This is a genomic window from Brevibacterium sp. HMSC22B09, assembly GCF_001806795.1.
Taxonomy (GTDB): Bacteria; Actinomycetota; Actinomycetes; order Actinomycetales; family Brevibacteriaceae; genus Brevibacterium; species Brevibacterium ravenspurgense.
Map to the genome: position 1 here is coordinate 1 of NZ_KV786022.1, position 18,223 is coordinate 18,223.

The following is an 18,223-nucleotide window of genomic DNA, read 5'->3' on the forward strand; positions in this document are numbered from 1 at the left end:
AGCCCGCGGGCGACGGCCCGGCACCAACCCGGCTCCACCTCGCGATCCCGGCGCAGCCTCGCCCACCAACCCAGCCCGGCGCAGCCTCGTCCATCAACCCAGACTCACGCGTTAATGCAGTTTTGCGCCTAAATGCGCTGCATTAACGCGTGAATCTGCATTAAAGCGCAAGGTTGCAGCCGCAGGACGCGTGCAAAGCTGCGGCGGCGGGACAAGAAACTGCAGGCACCAGGCGGCGCGCTGCGCAAAACTAGACCGCGCGCTGCCCACAGCCCGCGGCGCACCTACCGTGGCAACGGGCAGCGGGACAGCCCCTCAGCCCACCTGCGCGTCTGCGGCAAGCGACGAAAAGTCCAAGCCAGCACCGCCTGCTTCGCTTAGATACCGTGTCAGCCTTGCCTGAAACAGCTTGACGTGGCGCACCGCAACCTCTTCGGCGCGTTCGCGGTCGCGCTGTTTGAGCGCATCGATGTACTCCCAGTGGTCATCGTGGACCTTGTCGTAGTGCTCATCGATGTCGCCCAGCTGGGCCGCCCCACCCTGATCACCGCCGAAGCTGAGAAAAGCCAGCCGCTGCAGGTTCGTATAGACCCTTTCGGCCATCGCCAGCAGGTAGGAGTTTCTGGTCAGCTCGGTTTCCAAAATGTGCAGTTCCGCATTTGTGCGGGTCACCGCCGCAACGTCCCGGTCCGCAGCGGCACGTTCAACCGCTCGAACAGCCTCGGACAGCCTCTCCAGCCCCTCATCGTCTATCCGCTCGACCAACAGCTGAGTGACAGCGCGGACAAGCACGTGCTGCGCTTCGATGAGCTCCCGACACTGACGCAGTGAAATCGAGCTGACACGGTAGCCGCCCCTGGCATCGGCTTCGACAAGACCTTCCGCTGCCAGTCGGTGCAGTGCCTCGCGCACGGGAGTGCGGCTGAGCCCAATGCTCGCCACCAGTGCACCTTCGTCGATCTTCTGCGCGCCGCGCAGCTCCAGAGTGAGAATGCGCCGGCGCATTTCGACGTAGGCGGTTTCCCTCGCACTTGTCTTCCGCGTAGTCATGCTCCTCATTATCAGACAACTGCAATCCCGCGCCCGCAAAAACGTAACGCGCTTCACAAAGCGGGCTAATCATGACAGCCTGTATTTATTCCGTATACAAGCTGAACGCTTCCCGATCGGAAGGAAAGCACATGAACCCGAACGCATCAGATATTGAAGCGCTCACCGCCAAATACCGGCGGCGAGCCATTGCCGCCTCCGGAATCGGCTGGGGGCTCGACGGCTTCACCTGGTCGATGTACGGCTTTGCGCTCGTCGCCGCCGCCAGCACCCTGGGCATGAGCTCCGGCGCTACCGGCTGGGTCAGCGCCATCAGCATCGTCGCCTCCGCAATCGGCGGCATGATCTTCGGAAACCTCGCCGACCGCTACGGCCGTGTGCGCATGCTCACGGTCGTCATCCTCGGCTACAGCATTTTCACCGGTCTGACTGCGACCTCGCAGGGGCTTTATGACTTCCTCCTGTGGCGCACGCTGGAAGGTCTGTTCTTCGGCGGTGAATGGGCTGTCGGTGCGGCACTTGTTGCCGAATACGCTCAGCCGGAGAAGCGCGGACGCGTCCTGGCGTTCATCCAGAGCTGCTACGCCATCGGCTGGGCCGTTTCAGCCCTTGCCTACCTGACGGTGTACTCGATCTTCCCCGAAGAGGTGGCGTGGCGCTACCTGTTCCTCGTGGGCATTCTGCCGGCGCTGGCCGCCTTCTTCATTCGCCGCGGCACAAAAGACGCTACGGAGCTCCACGGAGACCAACAGCCAGCCGCCAAACCCAGCCAACAGCCTGATAAGAGCTTCGGCAATCTGTTCCGCGACGGCCTGGCGAAGATCACGATTGCCGCCACTCTCCTGGGCATCGGCGTCCAGGGCATCTACTACTCGGTGTTCATCTTCCTTCCCACCTACCTGCAGGAAGAGCGCGGCCTGAGCATTGTCGGCACCGCCGGCTTCACCTGGGTGGCAATCGTCGGTTCGTTCATCGGATACGTGTCCTCCGGTTTCTTCCTCGACTGGATCGGCCGCCGCCCCACATTCCTCATGTTCTTCGTCGGCTCGGCTCTGAGCGTGTCGCTGTTCGTCTTCACCCCCGCCGCTAAACCAGAGCTGGGCATTCCCGTCATCTTCCTGCTGGGCTTCTTCGCATCCGGCCAGGCGGGAGGCACCGGCGCGTACCTGGCGGAACTGTTCCCCACTGACATCCGCGCTACCGGACAGGGCTTCGCCTACAACCTGGGCCGCGGCCTGGCAGCCTTCGGCCCGCTGACGGTGGGCCTGGCCGCCGAGACCATCGGCTGGGGCAATTCGATCATGCTCATCGCCATCATCGGCGCTGTCACGGGAATCATCGCCCTGTCGCTGCTGCCGGAAACCAAGAACAAGGAAATCGTCGAACTGTGAGTCAAGGAGAGCACATGTCTGCAGGACTGCACGTTGCCGTTGACACCGGCGGCACTTTCACCGACATCGGCATTCGCAAGGATGACGGCGAACTGTTCGTGTGGAAGGTCCCCTCGACACCGGAAGCACCGAATGAAGCCGTGATTGACGGGATCGTCGGTGGGCTTGAGCAGATTGACCGCAGCCCCGAGGAGATCACCCGGCTGGTGCACGGTACGACGGTGGCCACGAACACCGTCCTGACCCGTGAGGGCGGACGCGTGGGTCTTCTGACAACCCGTGGTTTCCGTGACGTTCTGGCGATCGCCCACCAGGACCGCCCGGCGATCTACGACTACCGACAGACCCGACCGGCACCTCTCATTTCCGATGACACGATCTTCGAGGTTGACGAAAGGATCGACGCTGACGGCGAAGTTCTGACCGAACTGGACGAAGCAGCGTTGGACCAGTTGGCCGAAACCATCGCGAGCGCGGACCTCGATGTGCTCATCGTGTCGTTCATCAACGCCTACACCAACGGCCAGCACGAACGTGCAGCCGTGAAGCGCCTGACCGAACTGAACGCGGCCCCCGTTGTGTCGGCCGCGACCGAGGTTGCCACCGAGATGCGCGAATACGACCGCACCTCGACCGCTGCGATCAACGCCTACGTCCGCCCGAAGGTGTCGACGTACATGGAGAAGCTGGAATCCGGCATCGAGGACCTCAAGATCCCGTCGCGCCTGTGGGTCATGCAGTCCAACGGCGGTCTGCTCAACCCGAAGATGGCCAGCGCCCAAAGCGCGAAGACCGTCCTTTCCGGCCTTGCCGGCGGGGTTGTCGGGGCAGCCAACTGGGCGCGTTCGCTGGGCTTGAAGAACGTCGTCAGCTTCGACATCGGCGGTACGAGCACCGACATTGCGCTCATTCGCGACGGCGTGCCGGATGAAACGAACTTCACCGAAATCGACTCGATGCCGCTGCGCCTGCCGAGTGTCGACGTGCACACAATCGGCGCCGGCGGAGGTTCGATCGCCTGGCTCGACTCCGGAGGGAGCCTGCGCGTGGGACCGCACAGCGCCGGGGCCGTCCCCGGCCCCATCAGCTACCGCCGAGGTGGAACTGAGCTGACCGTGACGGACGCTCACGCGGTCTTGGGTCGGCTGGGTGGTGAGCTGCTCGGCGGTCGTTTTGAGCTCGACATTGATGCCGCACGTGCCCGCATGGAGGAGTTCGGCAAAACGTTGGGACTGACAGCCGAAGAGTGTGCTGAAGGCATCATCAAGGTCATTACGGCGACCATGGCACGCGGTGTGCGCAAGGTGTCGGTTGAGCGCGGTGTAGATATCCGGTCGTGCAACCTCATGTCGTTTGGAGGTGCCGGTCCGCTGCACGGTGCTGACCTCGCGGTTGAACTGGGCATGGAATCGGCGGTCATTCCGCCGCACCCTGGCATTGCGTCGGCTGTGGGCATGCTCGATGCTCCCATCCGCCACGACTTCGCCCACCCCGTGCAGGCAAACGAATGGACCAGGCTCGAACCGCTGGAAGCTGCCTTCGGTGACCTGCAGGATCAGGCTCGCCGGGAAATGGAAACCGACGAGTTCGACCGCGAATGGCTGGTCGATGCCCGCTATGTGGGCCAAAGCTATGAACTGACGCTGCCGCTGGAAAACAGCTGGCACGAACAGCGCCGAGCTTTCGACGAAGCTCACGCTGAACGCTACGGCTACAGCGATGACGACGCGGCCATGGAGATCATCGTGGTGCGCCTGCGGGCCACCATCGAATCCGAACGGACCCGCGAAGCCCAGGCGAAAGCGGGCACCGGCGCTCCTGAGCCCAAAACCACCCGCCAGGTCTACATCGACGGCAGCTGGACCGAAGTCGACATCTACGACCGTGATGCGATCCCGGCAGGCACCTCGATCCCCGGGCCCATCATCATCGACCAGTTCGACACGACAACCTTTGTCCACCCCAGCCTGACGTGCTTCTGCGACGACCGCGGCTTCCTGCACCTGCGCACCCGAAAGAGTGATGACGATGACAAGTGAATCCACACAGCTCAACGCCGTTGAACTTGAGATTGCGCGCAATCGCCTGACCTCGGTGTCAGAGGAGGTGGGTACGGCACTGATCCGCACCTCGTACTCCCCCAACATCAAAGACAGGCGTGACTGTTCAGCTGGCATCTACGATGCGGAAGGCCACCTGATCACGCAGGCAGAGCACATTCCGCTGCACCTGGGGCTCATGCCCACGCTCATTGAGAACGCAATCGCAGAATACGGGCTCGACAACATCAAACCCGGTGACGTTCTCATCACCAACAATCCCTACCTGGGCGGTTCGCACCTGCCTGACATGTGCGTCATCACCCCCGTGTTCGCCGGTGAGGAGCTTGTTGCGCACGTGGCGACAATGGCCCACCACGTCGATGTCGGCGGTTCCACGCCGGGGTCCATGGCAACTGACGCCACAGAGATCTTCCAGGAGGGCATCCGGGTTCCGCCCATCCGCCTGTTCGCGGAAGGTCAGCTGCAGACCGAAATCATGGCGCTCATGCTCATGAACATCCGCACGGCAGACAAAACCCGCGGTGACCTCATGGCGCAGGTTTCGGCCAACAAACTGGGTTCACGCCGTGTGCTGGAGCTCATCGAAGAATGGGGTGTGCAGCACTTCTACGATTCCTGCGATGCGCTTGTGGCCTACAGCGAGCGCCGGGCACGCGCGGCAATCGCCTCCCTGCCTGATGGCAAGGGCAGCTTCGTCGACTATCTCGAACACAACGGTGTGGAACCGGAGATGATCCCCATCCACGCTGAGGTTGAAATTCGCGGTGAGGAAATCACCATCGACATGACCGAAACCGCAGACCAGGTTGCCGGGGCTGTCAACTGTTCATACGCGGTGGCGCTGGCCTGCGCCTCGTACGTGGTGAAGATGATTGCCGACCCGACCCTGCCCTCGAACGCGGGCCTGACCGCGCCGATCAACGTCAAGACCCGGCCCGGCAGCCTCGCGCACGCCCAGTTCCCCGCCCCCGTTGCGCACGGAAATACGCAGACCTCGCAGAGGATCGTCGACACGATCCTCGGAGCGCTCGATACGTTCACCGAGGGCCTGGTGCCGGCCGCCTCGAGCGGCAGCATGAGCATCATCACGATCGGCGGCGTGGATCCACTCAACGGGGAGTACTACTCCTATGTGGAAACCTATGGCGGCGGTCAGGGCGCCGGCCCCGAATTCGATGGTGCTTCCGCCACCCATACCCACATGACCAACACTCGCAACACCCCGTGCGAAGTGATTGAACGTGAATACCCGCTGCGCGTAGACAGCTACGAAATCGCTCGTGACACCGGCGGTGACGGTGCTGCGAGCGGCGGCAGCGGACTGCGCCGAAGCCTGACGCTCACCCGCGGTCAGGCGACGGTGGTTGCTGGTACATCGCGCGTCACGACGGCTCCGTGGGGCCTGGAAGACGGCGGCGATGGGATCAGCGCCCGCATCACCCTTGCCGAAGGTGATGAGCTGCGCGAACTCGAATCGATGTCAAAGCTCACGGTCCGCGCAGGACAGACCGTATCCATCCAGACCGCGGGCGGCGGTGGGTACGGGAAATGACACCCACAAGCTTGTTGGAGAGAAAAAACCATGTCCGACACCCGTATTGACTTCCTATACCTGAGCGAACCCGACATGATTGCCGCCGGCGTGACCGACATGGCTCGCTGTGTGGACGTCATGGAGGAAACCCTCGTGCTTCTGCGCCGCGGCGATTTCCGGATGGCCGGTTCGAACGCCATGTCGCACGGTGCGATGGTCAGCTTCCCGAAAGAACCCGAATTCGACTCTATGCCGGCCGACGGCCCAGACCGCCGTTTCATGGCGATGCCGGCCTACCTTGGCGGACGCTTCCACACATCCGGTATGAAGTGGTACGGCTCGAACGTGGAGAACCGCAAGAAGGGTCTGCCCCGGTCAATCCACACTTTTGCCCTCAGCGACGCCGACACGGGAGCGCCGCTGGCGTACATGTCCGCAAACCTGATTTCGGCATACAGGACCGGAGCGATTCCCGGTGTCGCCGTTAAGCACCTGGCCCGTTCGGATGCGCGGACGTTCGGCATTGTGGGCCCCGGCGTCATCGGCCGGTCCGTCACACAGGCGGTGCTGTCACAGTGCAAGGGCATTGAGGAGATCGTGGTCAACGGCATCGACCAGCCGGACGTGGACCGCTACCGGGCATTCATTGAAGAGAACTTCCCCCACATCCGGTCGGTGCGTGCGGCTGCCGATGTCGAGGCGGTGGTCCGGCAGGCCGATGTTGTCACCGTGACCGTGACGACCGGCGAAGAAGGTTCGTCCGCTTTCCCCTTCATTGACGAAGAGTGGATCAAACCTGGAGCGATTCTTCTGCTGCCCACGGCCGTTCGATTCGATGACACGTTCATTGCGTCGGACCGCGTGACGAAGGTTGTCGATTCCTGGCGCCTATACGACGCGTGGGCTGATGAATACGGTGTCGGCGCCTACCAGAAGCTGGGCATCATCGGCACACACTGGCACGACCTCATGCGGGCAGGCCTTCTGGAACGCGATTCGATTGTCGACATGGCCGACATAATCGAAGGTGCCGCACCCGGCCGGCAGAATGACGACCAGATCTTCCTGTACTCCGTGGGCGGCATGCCAGTCGAGGACGTTGCTTGGGCCACCGAGCTGTACCGCACCGCCCTGGACAAGGGCATCGGCACCACGCTCAACCTGTGGGAAAGCCCCGCTTTGGCTTGAGGGCGGCTGCGGCGGCTTGGCGGTGCTGGGGCGGCTTGGCGATGCTGGGGCGCTTTCACACCAGATTCACGCGTTAATGCAGATTCACGCGCCAATGCGCTGCATTAACGCGTGAATCTGCATTTAAGCGCAAGTCTGCTGCCGCGACTGTCGGCTCAACTCCTGCGGGTGCGGAGCATTAGAAGCGTTCCTGCGCCGATGGCTGCGGCCGCCCCTGTGAGCAGCCCCGCGATTTCGGCACCAGTCCGCGGCATTCCTGGCCCAGGACTTCCTGGTTCACGAGGCGCCGGCCCTGGTGTCGGATCCGCACTCGGCTCCGGCGTCGGGGTACCGGACGGACCGGGGGTCGGCTCGTCGCTCGGTTCCGGCGTTGGTTCATCGCTCGGATCCGGAGTCGGTTCAGGAGTTGGTTCCGGCTTACGGGTGTTCGTAACCGTTACCTCGTAAGCGTTACCGGCCTCTTCCACCTCGACAGCGGAGTTGTAGCCCTCAACCGAATCTTCCTTCACCGTGTAGGTGACCGGGTCCCCGTCGATCGCGGTGGGCAGCTTTTCGAACGTGTGCTTCCAACCGCCCGCAGCAGACAGTTCGACCTTGTCGCCCACCGGAGTGCTTTCTTCACCCCTCTTGCGGATCAGCTGGACCTTCACCGCGTTCGGAGTCTCCGTGAGGTTTTCACCCTGTTCGTTCTTCCACACCTTTTCAACATTGACGTCGATGGGTGTGCGGACAGTGAACTGGGCAGAGGTGCGCATGCGCAGCCTCGTGTTTTCGGCACGGCCGACAGCCTTGTTGACGACAACATCGCCGTTATCAGCATCGTGAAGCTCGGTCTTGACGTTGATGGTCTGCTTATCGCCATAGGCCAAAGGAGCCCTGGTTATGACGCGCACCGCAGTTGCGTCCTCTTGGAGGCCTTCCTCCCAGATGTCTGAAGGCTCACCCGTTTTGCCGTTGGTCTTGGCATTGGGGTCTTCATCGACGTCCGTTTCCGTGGTGCTGTAGACCTTGGCGCCTTCGGCACCTTCAACACCCGTCACCTTGAGCGTGCCATCGAACTTCGAGCCCTGTGGGTCTCCATTTGCCGGGAGCACGTCGATGACGTCCGTCAGGTTGGACTTAGTCGGATCCTTCGAGGTCAGGTCAATGGTCCATTCGTTGGCGGCGACACCGTTCGGGTTTTCATCGACAACGGGCGTCTTCACGCTCTTCTTCAGCGAGGTGTAGCCGGCCTCCGGCACTGTGACTTTGGCTTGTGCTTTCCGAGTCTGTCCCTGGCTGGTGGCACTGACCTCGTTGACGTAAACATCACCCGGTTCGGCGTCCTTGGGCAGGGTGGCCTTGTAGTTGATGATTCCGGGGTTGTCGTCGAAAACACGAACGTTGGGTTCTACGCCGTCCTTCGTCCACGTCAGAATCTGCTGGCCCTGGTCGTTGGTTGTCACATCGGGCTCAACATCGGCACTGCCGGCAACGTATTCCATACCCTTCGGCAAGGTGTCTTTGATGACCACCTGATCCTTAGGCATGTTCGCCACCTCGGATTCCAGGCCGTAGCGGATCGTGTAGTCCGCTTCTTCGCCCGGACCGTATTCGGGCTGAGCAACATCCTTGACAACGACCGGCAGTGAGGGCACGACGCGCAGAAGGTCACGGCCTGGACCGGCATACGGGTAGCGAACGCCCTCGGTGATCACACCGGGGGAAGCGAAGCCGGGAGTGATTTCCCGTTCGTTCGTGACGCGATCATAGGCAATCTTCGCGTTGATTCCCATGTCCCATTTGGTGTGTGTTTCATTGAGCACGGAGGTCCACGTCCAGACGTCTGCGCCGACCTCTACATCGTCATGAATCTTCTGTTCGATGGTCAAGTAGAAGTACGACTGTGGCAGCTTAGACAGGTGGCCCTTGTCGCGAGGTACGCGAACCTTCACAGCTTTGACCTTGGAAAGGTCGTCGGGCTTGGTGTAGCTCCAGCCGTCCTTTTCGTCTTTGCCTTCGTCAAACGGAGTTTCTTCGGTTCCGCATTTGAAAAGGTTGGGATCCTCGACTTCGCCGGTGTAGTAGAGAATCTTGAGATCCTCTATGTTCTTGCCGTAATAGACGTTCGGCTTCGCGTCAGGGTCAGCCACGACACGAGCGTTGACGAAATCAACACGCTGAGTATCGAGGGTGTTGCAGATCCAGTTGTCAGAAAAGCCCTCAACCCGGGGAGGCGCAATACCGGAAACGGACATCACAGTTGCACCCACCGGTGCGCGAGAGGTATCAGACCATCCGATACCCGGGTAGGCCTTTGGTGACTGCGATCCAACCACCCATGCGCCCGTCCAGTTGCCGCGGATCATCGGTGCACGGTTCTCGTTGTTTGACGGATCGTCATCACTGGTCGAGCCATCTACGGCGGTGTAGGTCGGCGCAGATGCTTTCAACTTCACGTTGGTGTTGCGGTTCGAGTCAGGGCCAGAAGCTCTGTAGGGAACTTTGACCCGCAGCTCACCAGCGGCGATCACTTCACGGGGATACTTCGGCTGCACCTGCGGCAGACGGATGCCGTTGGAGTCGAACTCTGCGCGCTTCGACTTGTAGTCCAGGTCGGACAGAGTCAGACGGAATGTGTTCGTATCCGGGTCAATCAGTGTGAACTCACACGTTGGGAACTTCGCAGTCTGCTCCTGCGGCTTGCCGGGCGCTGAGAACGGGTAGCCGGGGTGCACTCGGTCAATGGGTGCGCAGGCTACTTCCTGGGGCGTGATCTTCTCGCCGCGCACCCCGTTGATCGTTATGTCGTAGCTGACGCTGCCCGGTCCTTCGGGTGAGCCCGATGCGTGCGACAGGGAGAACGGGAAGTTCATGAACTGGTCCGTATCCGGCTGACCTGTCAGCGAGCTCGGTGCACCGGCGTCGAACTTGGCATCCATGAGGAACGGAGCCACGATCGGAATCTCAGGCAGGGTGGCTTCGAGACCCCGGAATGTTGCCTTTGCAGTGACCTTCGACTTCGCGGGACCATCGACCTTGACGCCCGACAGCACCATCTGGGCGGTGCCTTCGTCACGCTCACCGATGTCGCACGTCAGGGTGCGCTTATCCTCAGAAAGCTTTGAAGCTCCCTTGTCCACGCTGAGACATTCACTGGGAATCTCACCGAAATGAGCGTTCTCGACTGTGACCGTGAGCAGGTTGTCCGTTGTGGGGTCGTTGCCCGGCGCCGGCGCGGAGTCGTTGATATCCATGTGCCACACCATGGAAAGAACGTCGAGACCAGAGGTGACTTCCTCAGGCTGGTTCTTCCATTCGCCTTCGAGCTCATAGGCCTTCGTGCCCCCTGTGCTTTCCGCAGTTCCGGCGGCGTACACCGATTGCGGTGCCAGCACCATAAGCAGCGTAACGAGCATGGCAAGCAGCATCATGGCCCGGCGCTGCGCACTGCCGCGGACGGTTGTCAACCCTGTCATTTCGTTCTCTTCCCCATCTGTCTGCTGGCGCCGGCTGGCGCTCGGCCAGGTGGCAACACCACTCATACTCAGCTGCTGGATACTCCGCGTGCCGAACAAGCACAGCGGACTATCATTATCACTTCATATTAAGATTTTTACTAGGGGCGATTTCAACACCAGATTCACGCGTTAATGCAGATTTGCGCTTAAATGCGCCGCATTAACGCGTGAATCTGCATTAACGCGCAAGGTTGCAGTCGCAGGAGGCGTGCAAAGCTGCGACAGTGAGTGCGAGCAGCAGGACACGGGCCGCGGCGGCTGCACTCCGCAGGCCGCGGAGCATCCACGGCTTGCAACATCCACGTGTTCACTCGCCGTTCACTCCGCTCATGGCCTAATGGGCGTATGGCACCGACAGCTGAAACACACGCACCCAAACCAGCCGGAAACCCTTTCGAGGTGTTTCAAGCCTTCCTCAAACTGGGGCTAACTTCGTTTGGCGGGCCAGTCGCCCACCTGGGCTATTTCCGCACTGAGTTTGTGCAGCGCCGCAAGTGGATCAGCGATGACCACTACGGACAGCTGGTTGCGCTGTGCCAGTTCTTGCCGGGCCCGGCATCCTCGCAAGTGGGCTTTGCTCTGGGCCTTCTCAGAGGCGGAACTCTTGGAGCCCTTGCCGCCTGGGCAGCCTTCACCCTCCCCTCGGCTCTCCTTCTGGTGTTGTTCGCGCTTGGTGCTGTCCACCTCGGCGGTCCAGTGGGTGATGGCCTCCTCATGGGGTTGAAAGCTGTTGCCGTTGCTGTTGTGGCGCACGCGGTAGTGGGCATGGCGTCGACACTCGCACCTGATCTCCGGCGCGGGCTCATTGCTGCGGCAGGGGTTGCTTTGGCTCTGCTGATACCGGGAAACCTCGGTCAGGTAACCGCTATCGGTGTGGGGCTTGTGGCGGGGCTGCTCTTCTGCCGTGGAATGGCTGGTGGCGCTGACCATCCCCTGCGTGTGCCCGTCTCGAAGACCGCGGGTCTGGTCAGCGCTGGTCTGTTCGCGGTCCTCTTAATGGGGCTTCCGCTGTTGGCCGGCCTGGTTGCGAACCCGTGGGTCGCCACTGCCGATGCGTTCTACAGGTCTGGTGCGCTGGTGTTCGGGGGCGGGCATGTTGTGCTGCCGCTGCTGCAGGGAGAGCCCGCGATTGCCGAGGCGGTGAGCCAGGACCAGTTCCTGGCGGGTTACGGGGCGGCTCAGACTGTTCCCGGCCCCCTGTTCACATTCGCGGCGTTCTTGGGGTTCACCATGGAAACCGGGGCCGAGGCGTGGCTCAGCTCCGCACTTGCTCTGGCTGCCGTTTTCCTCCCCGGAGTACTGCTGGTGATCGCCGCGTTGCCGTTCTGGGCTGCGGTGCAGACAAGCCCACTGGCCCGCTCTGGTGTGGCGGGAGCGAATGCCGCTGTTGTCGGGATCCTCGCAGCTGCCCTCATCACCCCGGTTGTCACTTCAGCTATTACGGGGCTCGCTCCCCTGCTGATTGCCCTGGCGTGCCTGGCACTGCTCATGCTGGCCAAGTGGCCAGCGTGGGCCGTCGTGTTGATCGGCGCGGCGACTGGGCTTGCAGCAAGCCTCATTGGGGCGTAGGTGGGCGGCTTTCGAAGGGTCGTGTCAGAGCTCCTGAATACACTTGCTTCAAACCGCGAGAGGAGCACGGCATGACCACGATAACTGTCGAACTGTCTGACGAAGACGCAGCCCTTGTTCGCAAGTACGCCGACTTTGAAGGCGTCACGATTTCCGACTTCACCCGGACAGCAATCCTGGAGAAAATAGAAGACTCCTGCGACCTACAAGAACTCCGCGAAACAATCGCAAAGGACAATGGCGAACGATTCAGCATCGACGAGGCCCTAGGGGACCTCTAAGCACACCCCAACCATCTTGGTGTTTTCCATCGGCCGGCGCGACAAAATCTACAGGCGCTGAACGAAAAGCCGCGGAAGCACACTTTGAAGCTCTTTGCTCGAAGGGAACAATGACTGCACTCACGACTGAGCGACTGATACTTCGCCCTCCACAGGATGGCGATGAAGATGCTGTCTTCACAATCCACTCGGACCCACGGACCTACCAGCATCGCCCTGAACTGGCGATGAAGAACCGCGAAGAAGCCTTCGACCTGCTGGCCGCATGGCAGCACAACTGGGCGGAGGACGGAATCGGCTATTTTGTTGTCGTCCGAGAACCAGCCGACATCATCGGCTTTACAGGCCTGCGCTTTTCAGAAGAACAGGGCGAACAGGTGCTCAACCTCTACTACCGTTTTGCACCCGAAGCCCAGGGAAAGGGCTATGCCGCCGAAGCCGCGGCGGCCGCCATCGGATGGGCACGCCAGACGCACCCCGAGTACTCGGTCGTGGCGATTATTGATCCGAACAACGCTCCGTCTGCCCGGTTGGCTGAAAAGCTCGGTTTGCACCTGCAGACGGTAGACCATGAACAAGGCCACCTGTACCGGCTTTGAACGCAAGCCGCGGCAGAGCTTCGGCGCACTGGAACGCAAGCTGACGGCTGTCGAAAAGCGCCAAATAAAAAGTCCCGGGACACCGCATAAGCGATGTCCCGAGACTTAACTGAGTGGAGATGGCGGGAATCGAACCCGCGTCCGTCGACGATGCACCGAGGCTTCTCCGGGTGCAGTTCGTGAAGAATGTTTCTTAGGTCCTGAGCTTGGCACGAACACCGTGCTCAACAGACGGAGTTGGGTAGAAGTCCCAACGATGTCCCCAACAAACATCGTCAGCAGTGGCTTTCTAAACTGATACCGGGAGCTAGGCCGAAAGCAGACCTAGGCCGGCAGAGTCGCAGCTCGCTAGTTGAAGGCCTTTATCAGGCGGCGAGGGCGAACTCGGTGCGGTCGTTAGATTTAGCACCTATTGTTTTGCAAGGATCGTTAACGAGATGACCCTGCATCCTCGACCCGCTTCACTCGACACACACGTCAACGTCGAAACCGATCATCCCCATATTCATTTGTCTAACACACAGCCGTAACGCTGCGGACTCAGAAGATTATTCCACCCCAGCGGCCAACAACACCAACCGGGGTGCACCACAACGATGCCGAGGGCCTGAGGCGGAACAACAGCAGCACCAGAACCGGCACTTCCACCAGCCTCACAGCACCACCACTGGCTAACTCAGAGACGCTCAGTTTGCAAACTGAAAAGCGCATATCCCACAGCTTTGTCCACAACGGTGGAAAAGCATCGCTCAACAAGCAAAAACCCCGTTGATTCACGGTTAAGGGAACCTTGCCGCAGTCTTATTCCACAAACCCACCCACAGTGCACCCTGCGGCGTGACAGAAATCCACACTCCGGCATTTGCGCAGGTCAAAGACCCAAAATCAGCAAAACCGCCACCTCAGACCGCGCTCTGAAAAAAATTTTCCAGCAACTTATCCCCAAGTTGTCCACAACCGCACCTGAAAACTGCCCACATCCCCGAAAATCCGGGCGAAAACCGCACAAAACCAGCCCTAATCGACCCAGCACACCACCCGAAAACAGAAGTCCCGCTGCCCTCCCCAAGGGGAGCGACAGCGGGACTCAGCAGACTTCAGGTGAGCTCCACCTCGTCAGAGGGAGAAAAGCAGAGACCACCCGAAGGCGCTCAGAAATCAGCGCAGGCCTCGGATACCTCAGAGGCCCTTGGTGCTCTGCGTGTCAGGCCCTCCGGCCGGACGGGTGCGCTTAAGTTCGTAGAAGGTTTCAACCGTGGCCAGGCGGCTCAGACCGTCCCACATGGCGAGGCCTTCTTCTTCCTCCGGAAGCGTGAGGATGACCGGGCCGAAGTAACCCTGCTTGGTGCCGTCTTCGCGTTCAAAGGCGATGATCGGCACACCGACGTCGTCACCGACCAGGTCGAGAGCCGACTTCAGCTCAGCGTTGAGGTGCTCGTCCCAGCCGTCATCGTCAGCGGCCTTCAGGAGATCAGCAGACAAGCCAGAATCAGCAAGGATTTCGCTGATGAGCTCGTCAGTGAAGTCTGTGCCGTCAACGTGCCGAGCCGCACCGAACACCGTATACAGGCCGCCGGCGTCGGCGCCTTCTTTCTCAGCCGCCGCAATCACACGCAGCACGCGGTGACCGGCGTTGTGACCCTTGGAGTGGCCAGAGTTTTCGTTGGCGCCGCCGGGCAGTTCATCGTTCTTAATTGCCAGGCTGAACGGACGCCAGGTGACGTCGATGTCGCGCTTCGCGCTGACCTGCACAAGCCAACGGCTGGTAACCCAGCAGAAAGGGCAAGAGGGATCGTAATAAAAATCTACTCGCTGCATATCCCGAGTCTAACGACTCACACTGCACAGCGCACCGGCCGAAACCCCTGCCGAGGTGCCGGCGCGTCCCAGCGCATGGGGCCGAGGTGCCGGCCCGACTCCCGGTCATGTGCCGGCTGAGTGCCGACTACAGGAAGGCCGAGGTGCCGCTCACCTGTTCTGGCGCAGCGACATGGCGCGCTCGGCTTCGCGTTTGTCCTGCTTTTCGCGCAGCGCCTGGCGCTTGTCCCAGTCCTTCTTACCCTTGGCCAGGGCGAAGGAGATTTTGACGCGCGAACCAGAGAAGTACAGTTCCAGCGGCACCAGCGTGCGGCCGGATTCTTTGAGCTTCTGGTTGATCTTGATGATCTCGGCCTTGTGCAGAAGCATCTTGCGCTTGCGCCTGGCGGCGTGGTTCGTCCACGTTCCCTGCAGGTATTCGGGAATGTAGATGTTCTCGATCCACGCTTCACCGCGGTCAATGTGGGCGTAGCCGTCAGTGATGGAAGCACGACCTTCGCGCAGCGATTTCACTTCCGTGCCGGTGAGCACCAGGCCCGCTTCGAATTCCTCTTCCAGGTGGTAGTCAAAAGAGGCACGGCGATTGCGCGCGACGACCTTTTTGCCGTCGTTTTTGATGGTTTCGCCGTTCTTCTTAGACATGTTCTGGTGGGGTCTTTCGATTTGGGACGCGCTTGATCAGGGAAGCGCGTTTTCTTCTTCTGCCTTCTGCTGTTCTTCCTTGCGCCAGCGGATACCCGCTTCAAGGAAGCCGTCGATGTCGCCATCGAAAACAGCTGAGGGGTTGTTGACTTCGTAGCCGGTGCGCAGGTCCTTGACCATCTGGTACGGGTGGGTGACGTAGGAGCGCATCTGGTCACCCCACGATGCTTTGATGTCACCGGCGAGGCTCTTCTTCTGTGCCTCTTCTTCTTCGTGCTTCAGCTGCAGCAGTCGCGACTGGAGCACGCGCATGGCCGCTGCACGGTTCTGGATCTGCGACTTTTCGTTCTGCATCGACACGACAACACCCGTGGGGATGTGCGTGATGCGCACAGCCGAGTCAGTCGTGTTGACCGACTGACCACCGGGACCAGACGAACGGTACACGTCGATGCGCAGGTCGTTTTCGTCAATGTCGACGTGGTCGGTCTGCTCGATGAGCGGAATGACTTCGACTGCTGCGAACGATGTCTGGCGGCGGCCCTGGTTGTCGAACGGGCTGATGCGCACCAGGCGGTGCGTGCCGGCTTCAACGGACAGGGTGCCGTAGGCGTAGGGCGCGTTGATCTGGACGGTTGCGGACTTCACGCCCGCACCTTCCGCATACGAGGTGTCGAGCTCCTGCACGTTGTATTCGTTGTTTTCGGCCCAGCGCACGTACATGCGGGTGAGCGTCTGTGCGAAGTCCGTGGCGTCGTCACCGCCGGCACCTGCGCGGACGGTGATCACTGCGGAGCGTTCGTCGTATTCACCGGACAGGAGCGTGGCGATTTCCATGTCCGACAGTTCGCGCGCAAGCTTGCTGACTTCGTCCTGTGCTTCCTGCAGGGCGTCATCGTCGTCTTCGTCTTCGGCCATGGAGACCAGCAGTTCGACGTCTTCAATGCGCTCGTCAAACTTTTCGAGCTTTTCGAGCCTGGACTGGCGGTGCGACAGCTTCGAAGTGACCTGCTGGGCTTCGTCCGGGTTGTCCCACAGGTCAGGTGCTGCCGCCTGCTCGGTGAGCTCAGCGACTTCTGAGCGCAGCTGATCGATGTTGGACACCTCGCGGATCGAGGCGAAGGTCTGCTTGAGGTCGGCGATTTCGCTCGCAAAGTCAAAGGCCATAGTCCTGCTAGTCTACGGCACCGTGTTCAGAAGACGCTGACCGTTGTCCCACAGCACGGCCCGCAGCCACTCCTCCCCCAGCTCCAGCAGCTCAAGCGCTTCAACCTGGTGAGCGTAGCTGTAGGGGATGTTGGGGAAGTCTGAGGCGAACACAATCCGATCTCCGTAATCACCCAGACGGCGGCGACAGTCAGGGGACGTTGGCGCAAACCGCTCCGTGAAATCAGTCAGTGCCATACAGGTGTCCAGATGGAAGTTCGGGTGTTCATCGGCCAAGTCAAGGAACGCCTCGTAATCCGGCATGCCCAGGTGGGCCATGACCAAGGTGAGGTTCGGGAACCGCCGCAGCACATCCCGGATCGGCTCGATACCCGTGTGCGCTCCCCTTTGGGGAGCATGGCCGGCATGAATGACGATGGGGAGCTCCGCCTCGGCAATCATGCCCCACACGGGGTCGAGGTGGGGGTCGGTCGGGTCGTAGCCGCCCACCTGCACGTGCGCCTTGAAAACCCTCGTGCCGGATTCGATGGCGGTGCGGACGTAGTCTGCCGCTTCGGGTTCCGGGTAGAAGGTGCTGCTGTGAGCGCAGTCGGGAGTGCGTGCGGCGAAGTCGACTGCCCAAGAGTTGAGCCAGGCGGCCATGTCCGGCTTGTGCGGGTAGAGCAGAGACGTGAACTGCTTGACCCCGAGCGTGCGCAGCGTGTCGATGCGCTCGGCTTCGTCAGTGCGGTAGGTGATGGGCCAGTCGTAGCCGAGGACGTCTTCTGCCTGTTCGAAGTAGGCCCACACTTTGCGCAGCACATTGTGCGGCATGAAATGCGTGTGGATATCGGTCAGACCGGGGATGCCCAGCTGCTCGCACAGGTTCCGGATGTAGTTCGCATCGTCTTTGAGGCTCGCCATGCGTTCACTGTATGTCAGGGGTGGCTGCGGGGTGGGCGAGGTGGCGGGTGGTTGTTCCCTGGAATGTGCCCGGTGGCTGCCCCCATGTAACGGTGCGAAATTCAGATAAAATCCAAGCATGGACACCGCCGAGGACAAAAAGAAGAAGAAAAACTTCGATCTCCTTGAGGCTGAGATTGCCGTCCCCATCATCGACGTTGCACGAGAGGCACATGGCCAGGGCCGCGGAACGTTCACCTGTTCAGCTCCTACCACGACCACTGACGGCAATCTCTTCGCGCTGAAACGCAAGAACTACGGAAAGACCTACGCGTACGACATCGGCCCGCTGATCGACGCGATCGAAAGGATCGGCTGGACCCTCACATTCGTTGAGCACATTCCGCTTGTTCCGGTACAAGCAGATTTCGGCGGCGCCACACTCCTGTACAACGAAGTGCGGGCGCACATGATCTTCCGCCGCAAAACCACCTGAGTCCGACAAGTTATCCACAGATTCGGCGCAACCCGTAGCTATC

Annotated in this window: 14 protein-coding genes and 1 other RNA gene; 8 read left to right on the forward strand and 7 right to left on the reverse strand. The window is 60.9% G+C overall.

Annotation, left to right across the window (positions count from 1 at the left end):
- Positions 1-315: 315 nt before the first annotated feature.
- Entirely contained in the window at positions 316-1,050 is a 735-nt protein-coding gene (locus HMPREF3087_RS07195) for a GntR family transcriptional regulator (RefSeq protein ID WP_070428622.1), read from the reverse strand.
- A 131-nt stretch (positions 1,051-1,181) separates the two neighbouring features.
- Between HMPREF3087_RS07195 and HMPREF3087_RS07200 the strand changes: the two genes are divergently transcribed.
- From HMPREF3087_RS07200 to HMPREF3087_RS07215, 4 genes are read left to right on the forward strand one after another with little or no spacing between them, the layout of a single operon-like run.
- Complete coding sequence (locus tag HMPREF3087_RS07200) at positions 1,182-2,441, forward strand: MFS transporter (protein ID WP_083272091.1); 1,260 nt, start codon at positions 1,182-1,184, stop codon at positions 2,439-2,441.
- Positions 2,442-2,455: 14 nt separating this feature from the next.
- Positions 2,456-4,480, forward strand: coding sequence for a hydantoinase/oxoprolinase family protein (locus HMPREF3087_RS07205; RefSeq protein WP_070428623.1), 2,025 nt, complete (start codon positions 2,456-2,458; stop codon positions 4,478-4,480).
- Complete coding sequence (locus HMPREF3087_RS07210; RefSeq protein WP_070428670.1) at positions 4,470-6,056, forward strand: hydantoinase B/oxoprolinase family protein; 1,587 nt, start codon at positions 4,470-4,472, stop codon at positions 6,054-6,056. Before HMPREF3087_RS07205 ends, HMPREF3087_RS07210 begins: the two co-directional genes overlap by 11 nt.
- Positions 6,057-6,086: 30 nt before the next feature.
- Positions 6,087-7,226, forward strand: coding sequence for a tyramine oxidase subunit B (locus HMPREF3087_RS07215; protein ID WP_070428624.1), 1,140 nt, complete (start codon positions 6,087-6,089; stop codon positions 7,224-7,226).
- A gap of 155 nt (positions 7,227-7,381) precedes the next feature.
- Here the strand turns inward: HMPREF3087_RS07215 and HMPREF3087_RS07220 are convergent, their stop codons facing one another.
- A complete protein-coding gene (locus tag HMPREF3087_RS07220) occupies positions 7,382-10,684 on the reverse strand; it encodes a Cna B-type domain-containing protein (protein WP_070428671.1) in 3,303 nt (1,100 codons plus the stop codon).
- A gap of 387 nt (positions 10,685-11,071) precedes the next feature.
- Between HMPREF3087_RS07220 and chrA the strand changes: the two genes are divergently transcribed.
- The 3 genes from chrA (at position 11,072) to HMPREF3087_RS07235 (ending at position 13,175) form a co-directional block, all read left to right on the forward strand.
- A complete protein-coding gene (chrA, locus tag HMPREF3087_RS07225) occupies positions 11,072-12,295 on the forward strand; it encodes a chromate efflux transporter (RefSeq protein ID WP_070428625.1) in 1,224 nt (407 codons plus the stop codon).
- A gap of 71 nt (positions 12,296-12,366) precedes the next feature.
- Positions 12,367-12,576 carry a type II toxin-antitoxin system RelB family antitoxin gene (gene relB, locus HMPREF3087_RS07230; protein WP_070428626.1) on the forward strand — a complete coding sequence of 70 codons (210 nt, stop codon included), beginning with the start codon at positions 12,367-12,369 and terminating at the stop codon, positions 12,574-12,576.
- A gap of 110 nt (positions 12,577-12,686) precedes the next feature.
- Complete coding sequence (locus HMPREF3087_RS07235) at positions 12,687-13,175, forward strand: GNAT family N-acetyltransferase (RefSeq protein WP_070428627.1); 489 nt, start codon at positions 12,687-12,689, stop codon at positions 13,173-13,175.
- A 111-nt stretch (positions 13,176-13,286) separates the two neighbouring features.
- Here HMPREF3087_RS07235 and ssrA read toward each other — a convergent pair.
- The 5 genes from ssrA to HMPREF3087_RS07260 all read right to left on the reverse strand — a co-directional run bounded on the left by ssrA (position 13,287) and on the right by HMPREF3087_RS07260 (position 17,705).
- Positions 13,287-13,676: a transfer-messenger RNA gene (gene ssrA, locus HMPREF3087_RS07240) on the reverse strand.
- Positions 13,677-14,354: 678 nt separating this feature from the next.
- Positions 14,355-14,993: a mycothiol-dependent nitroreductase Rv2466c family protein gene (locus HMPREF3087_RS07245; protein ID WP_070428628.1), complete on the reverse strand. Its 639-nt coding sequence runs from the start codon at positions 14,991-14,993 to the stop codon at positions 14,355-14,357.
- A 150-nt stretch (positions 14,994-15,143) separates the two neighbouring features.
- On the reverse strand, positions 15,144-15,635 hold the full coding sequence (gene smpB / locus HMPREF3087_RS07250) for an SsrA-binding protein SmpB (RefSeq protein WP_061942232.1): 492 nt from the start codon (positions 15,633-15,635) through the stop codon (positions 15,144-15,146).
- A gap of 36 nt (positions 15,636-15,671) precedes the next feature.
- Positions 15,672-16,802, reverse strand: coding sequence for a peptide chain release factor 2 (prfB, locus tag HMPREF3087_RS07255; RefSeq protein ID WP_070428629.1), 1,131 nt, complete (start codon positions 16,800-16,802; stop codon positions 15,672-15,674).
- A 12-nt stretch (positions 16,803-16,814) separates the two neighbouring features.
- A complete protein-coding gene (locus HMPREF3087_RS07260; RefSeq protein ID WP_070428630.1) occupies positions 16,815-17,705 on the reverse strand; it encodes an amidohydrolase family protein in 891 nt (296 codons plus the stop codon).
- A gap of 118 nt (positions 17,706-17,823) precedes the next feature.
- Between HMPREF3087_RS07260 and HMPREF3087_RS07265 the strand changes: the two genes are divergently transcribed.
- The gene (locus tag HMPREF3087_RS07265; protein WP_070428631.1) at positions 17,824-18,180 is read left to right on the forward strand and encodes a hypothetical protein; all 357 of its coding nucleotides are present in this window, start codon (positions 17,824-17,826) and stop codon (positions 18,178-18,180) included.
- The last annotated feature ends 43 nt before the right edge of the window (positions 18,181-18,223 follow it).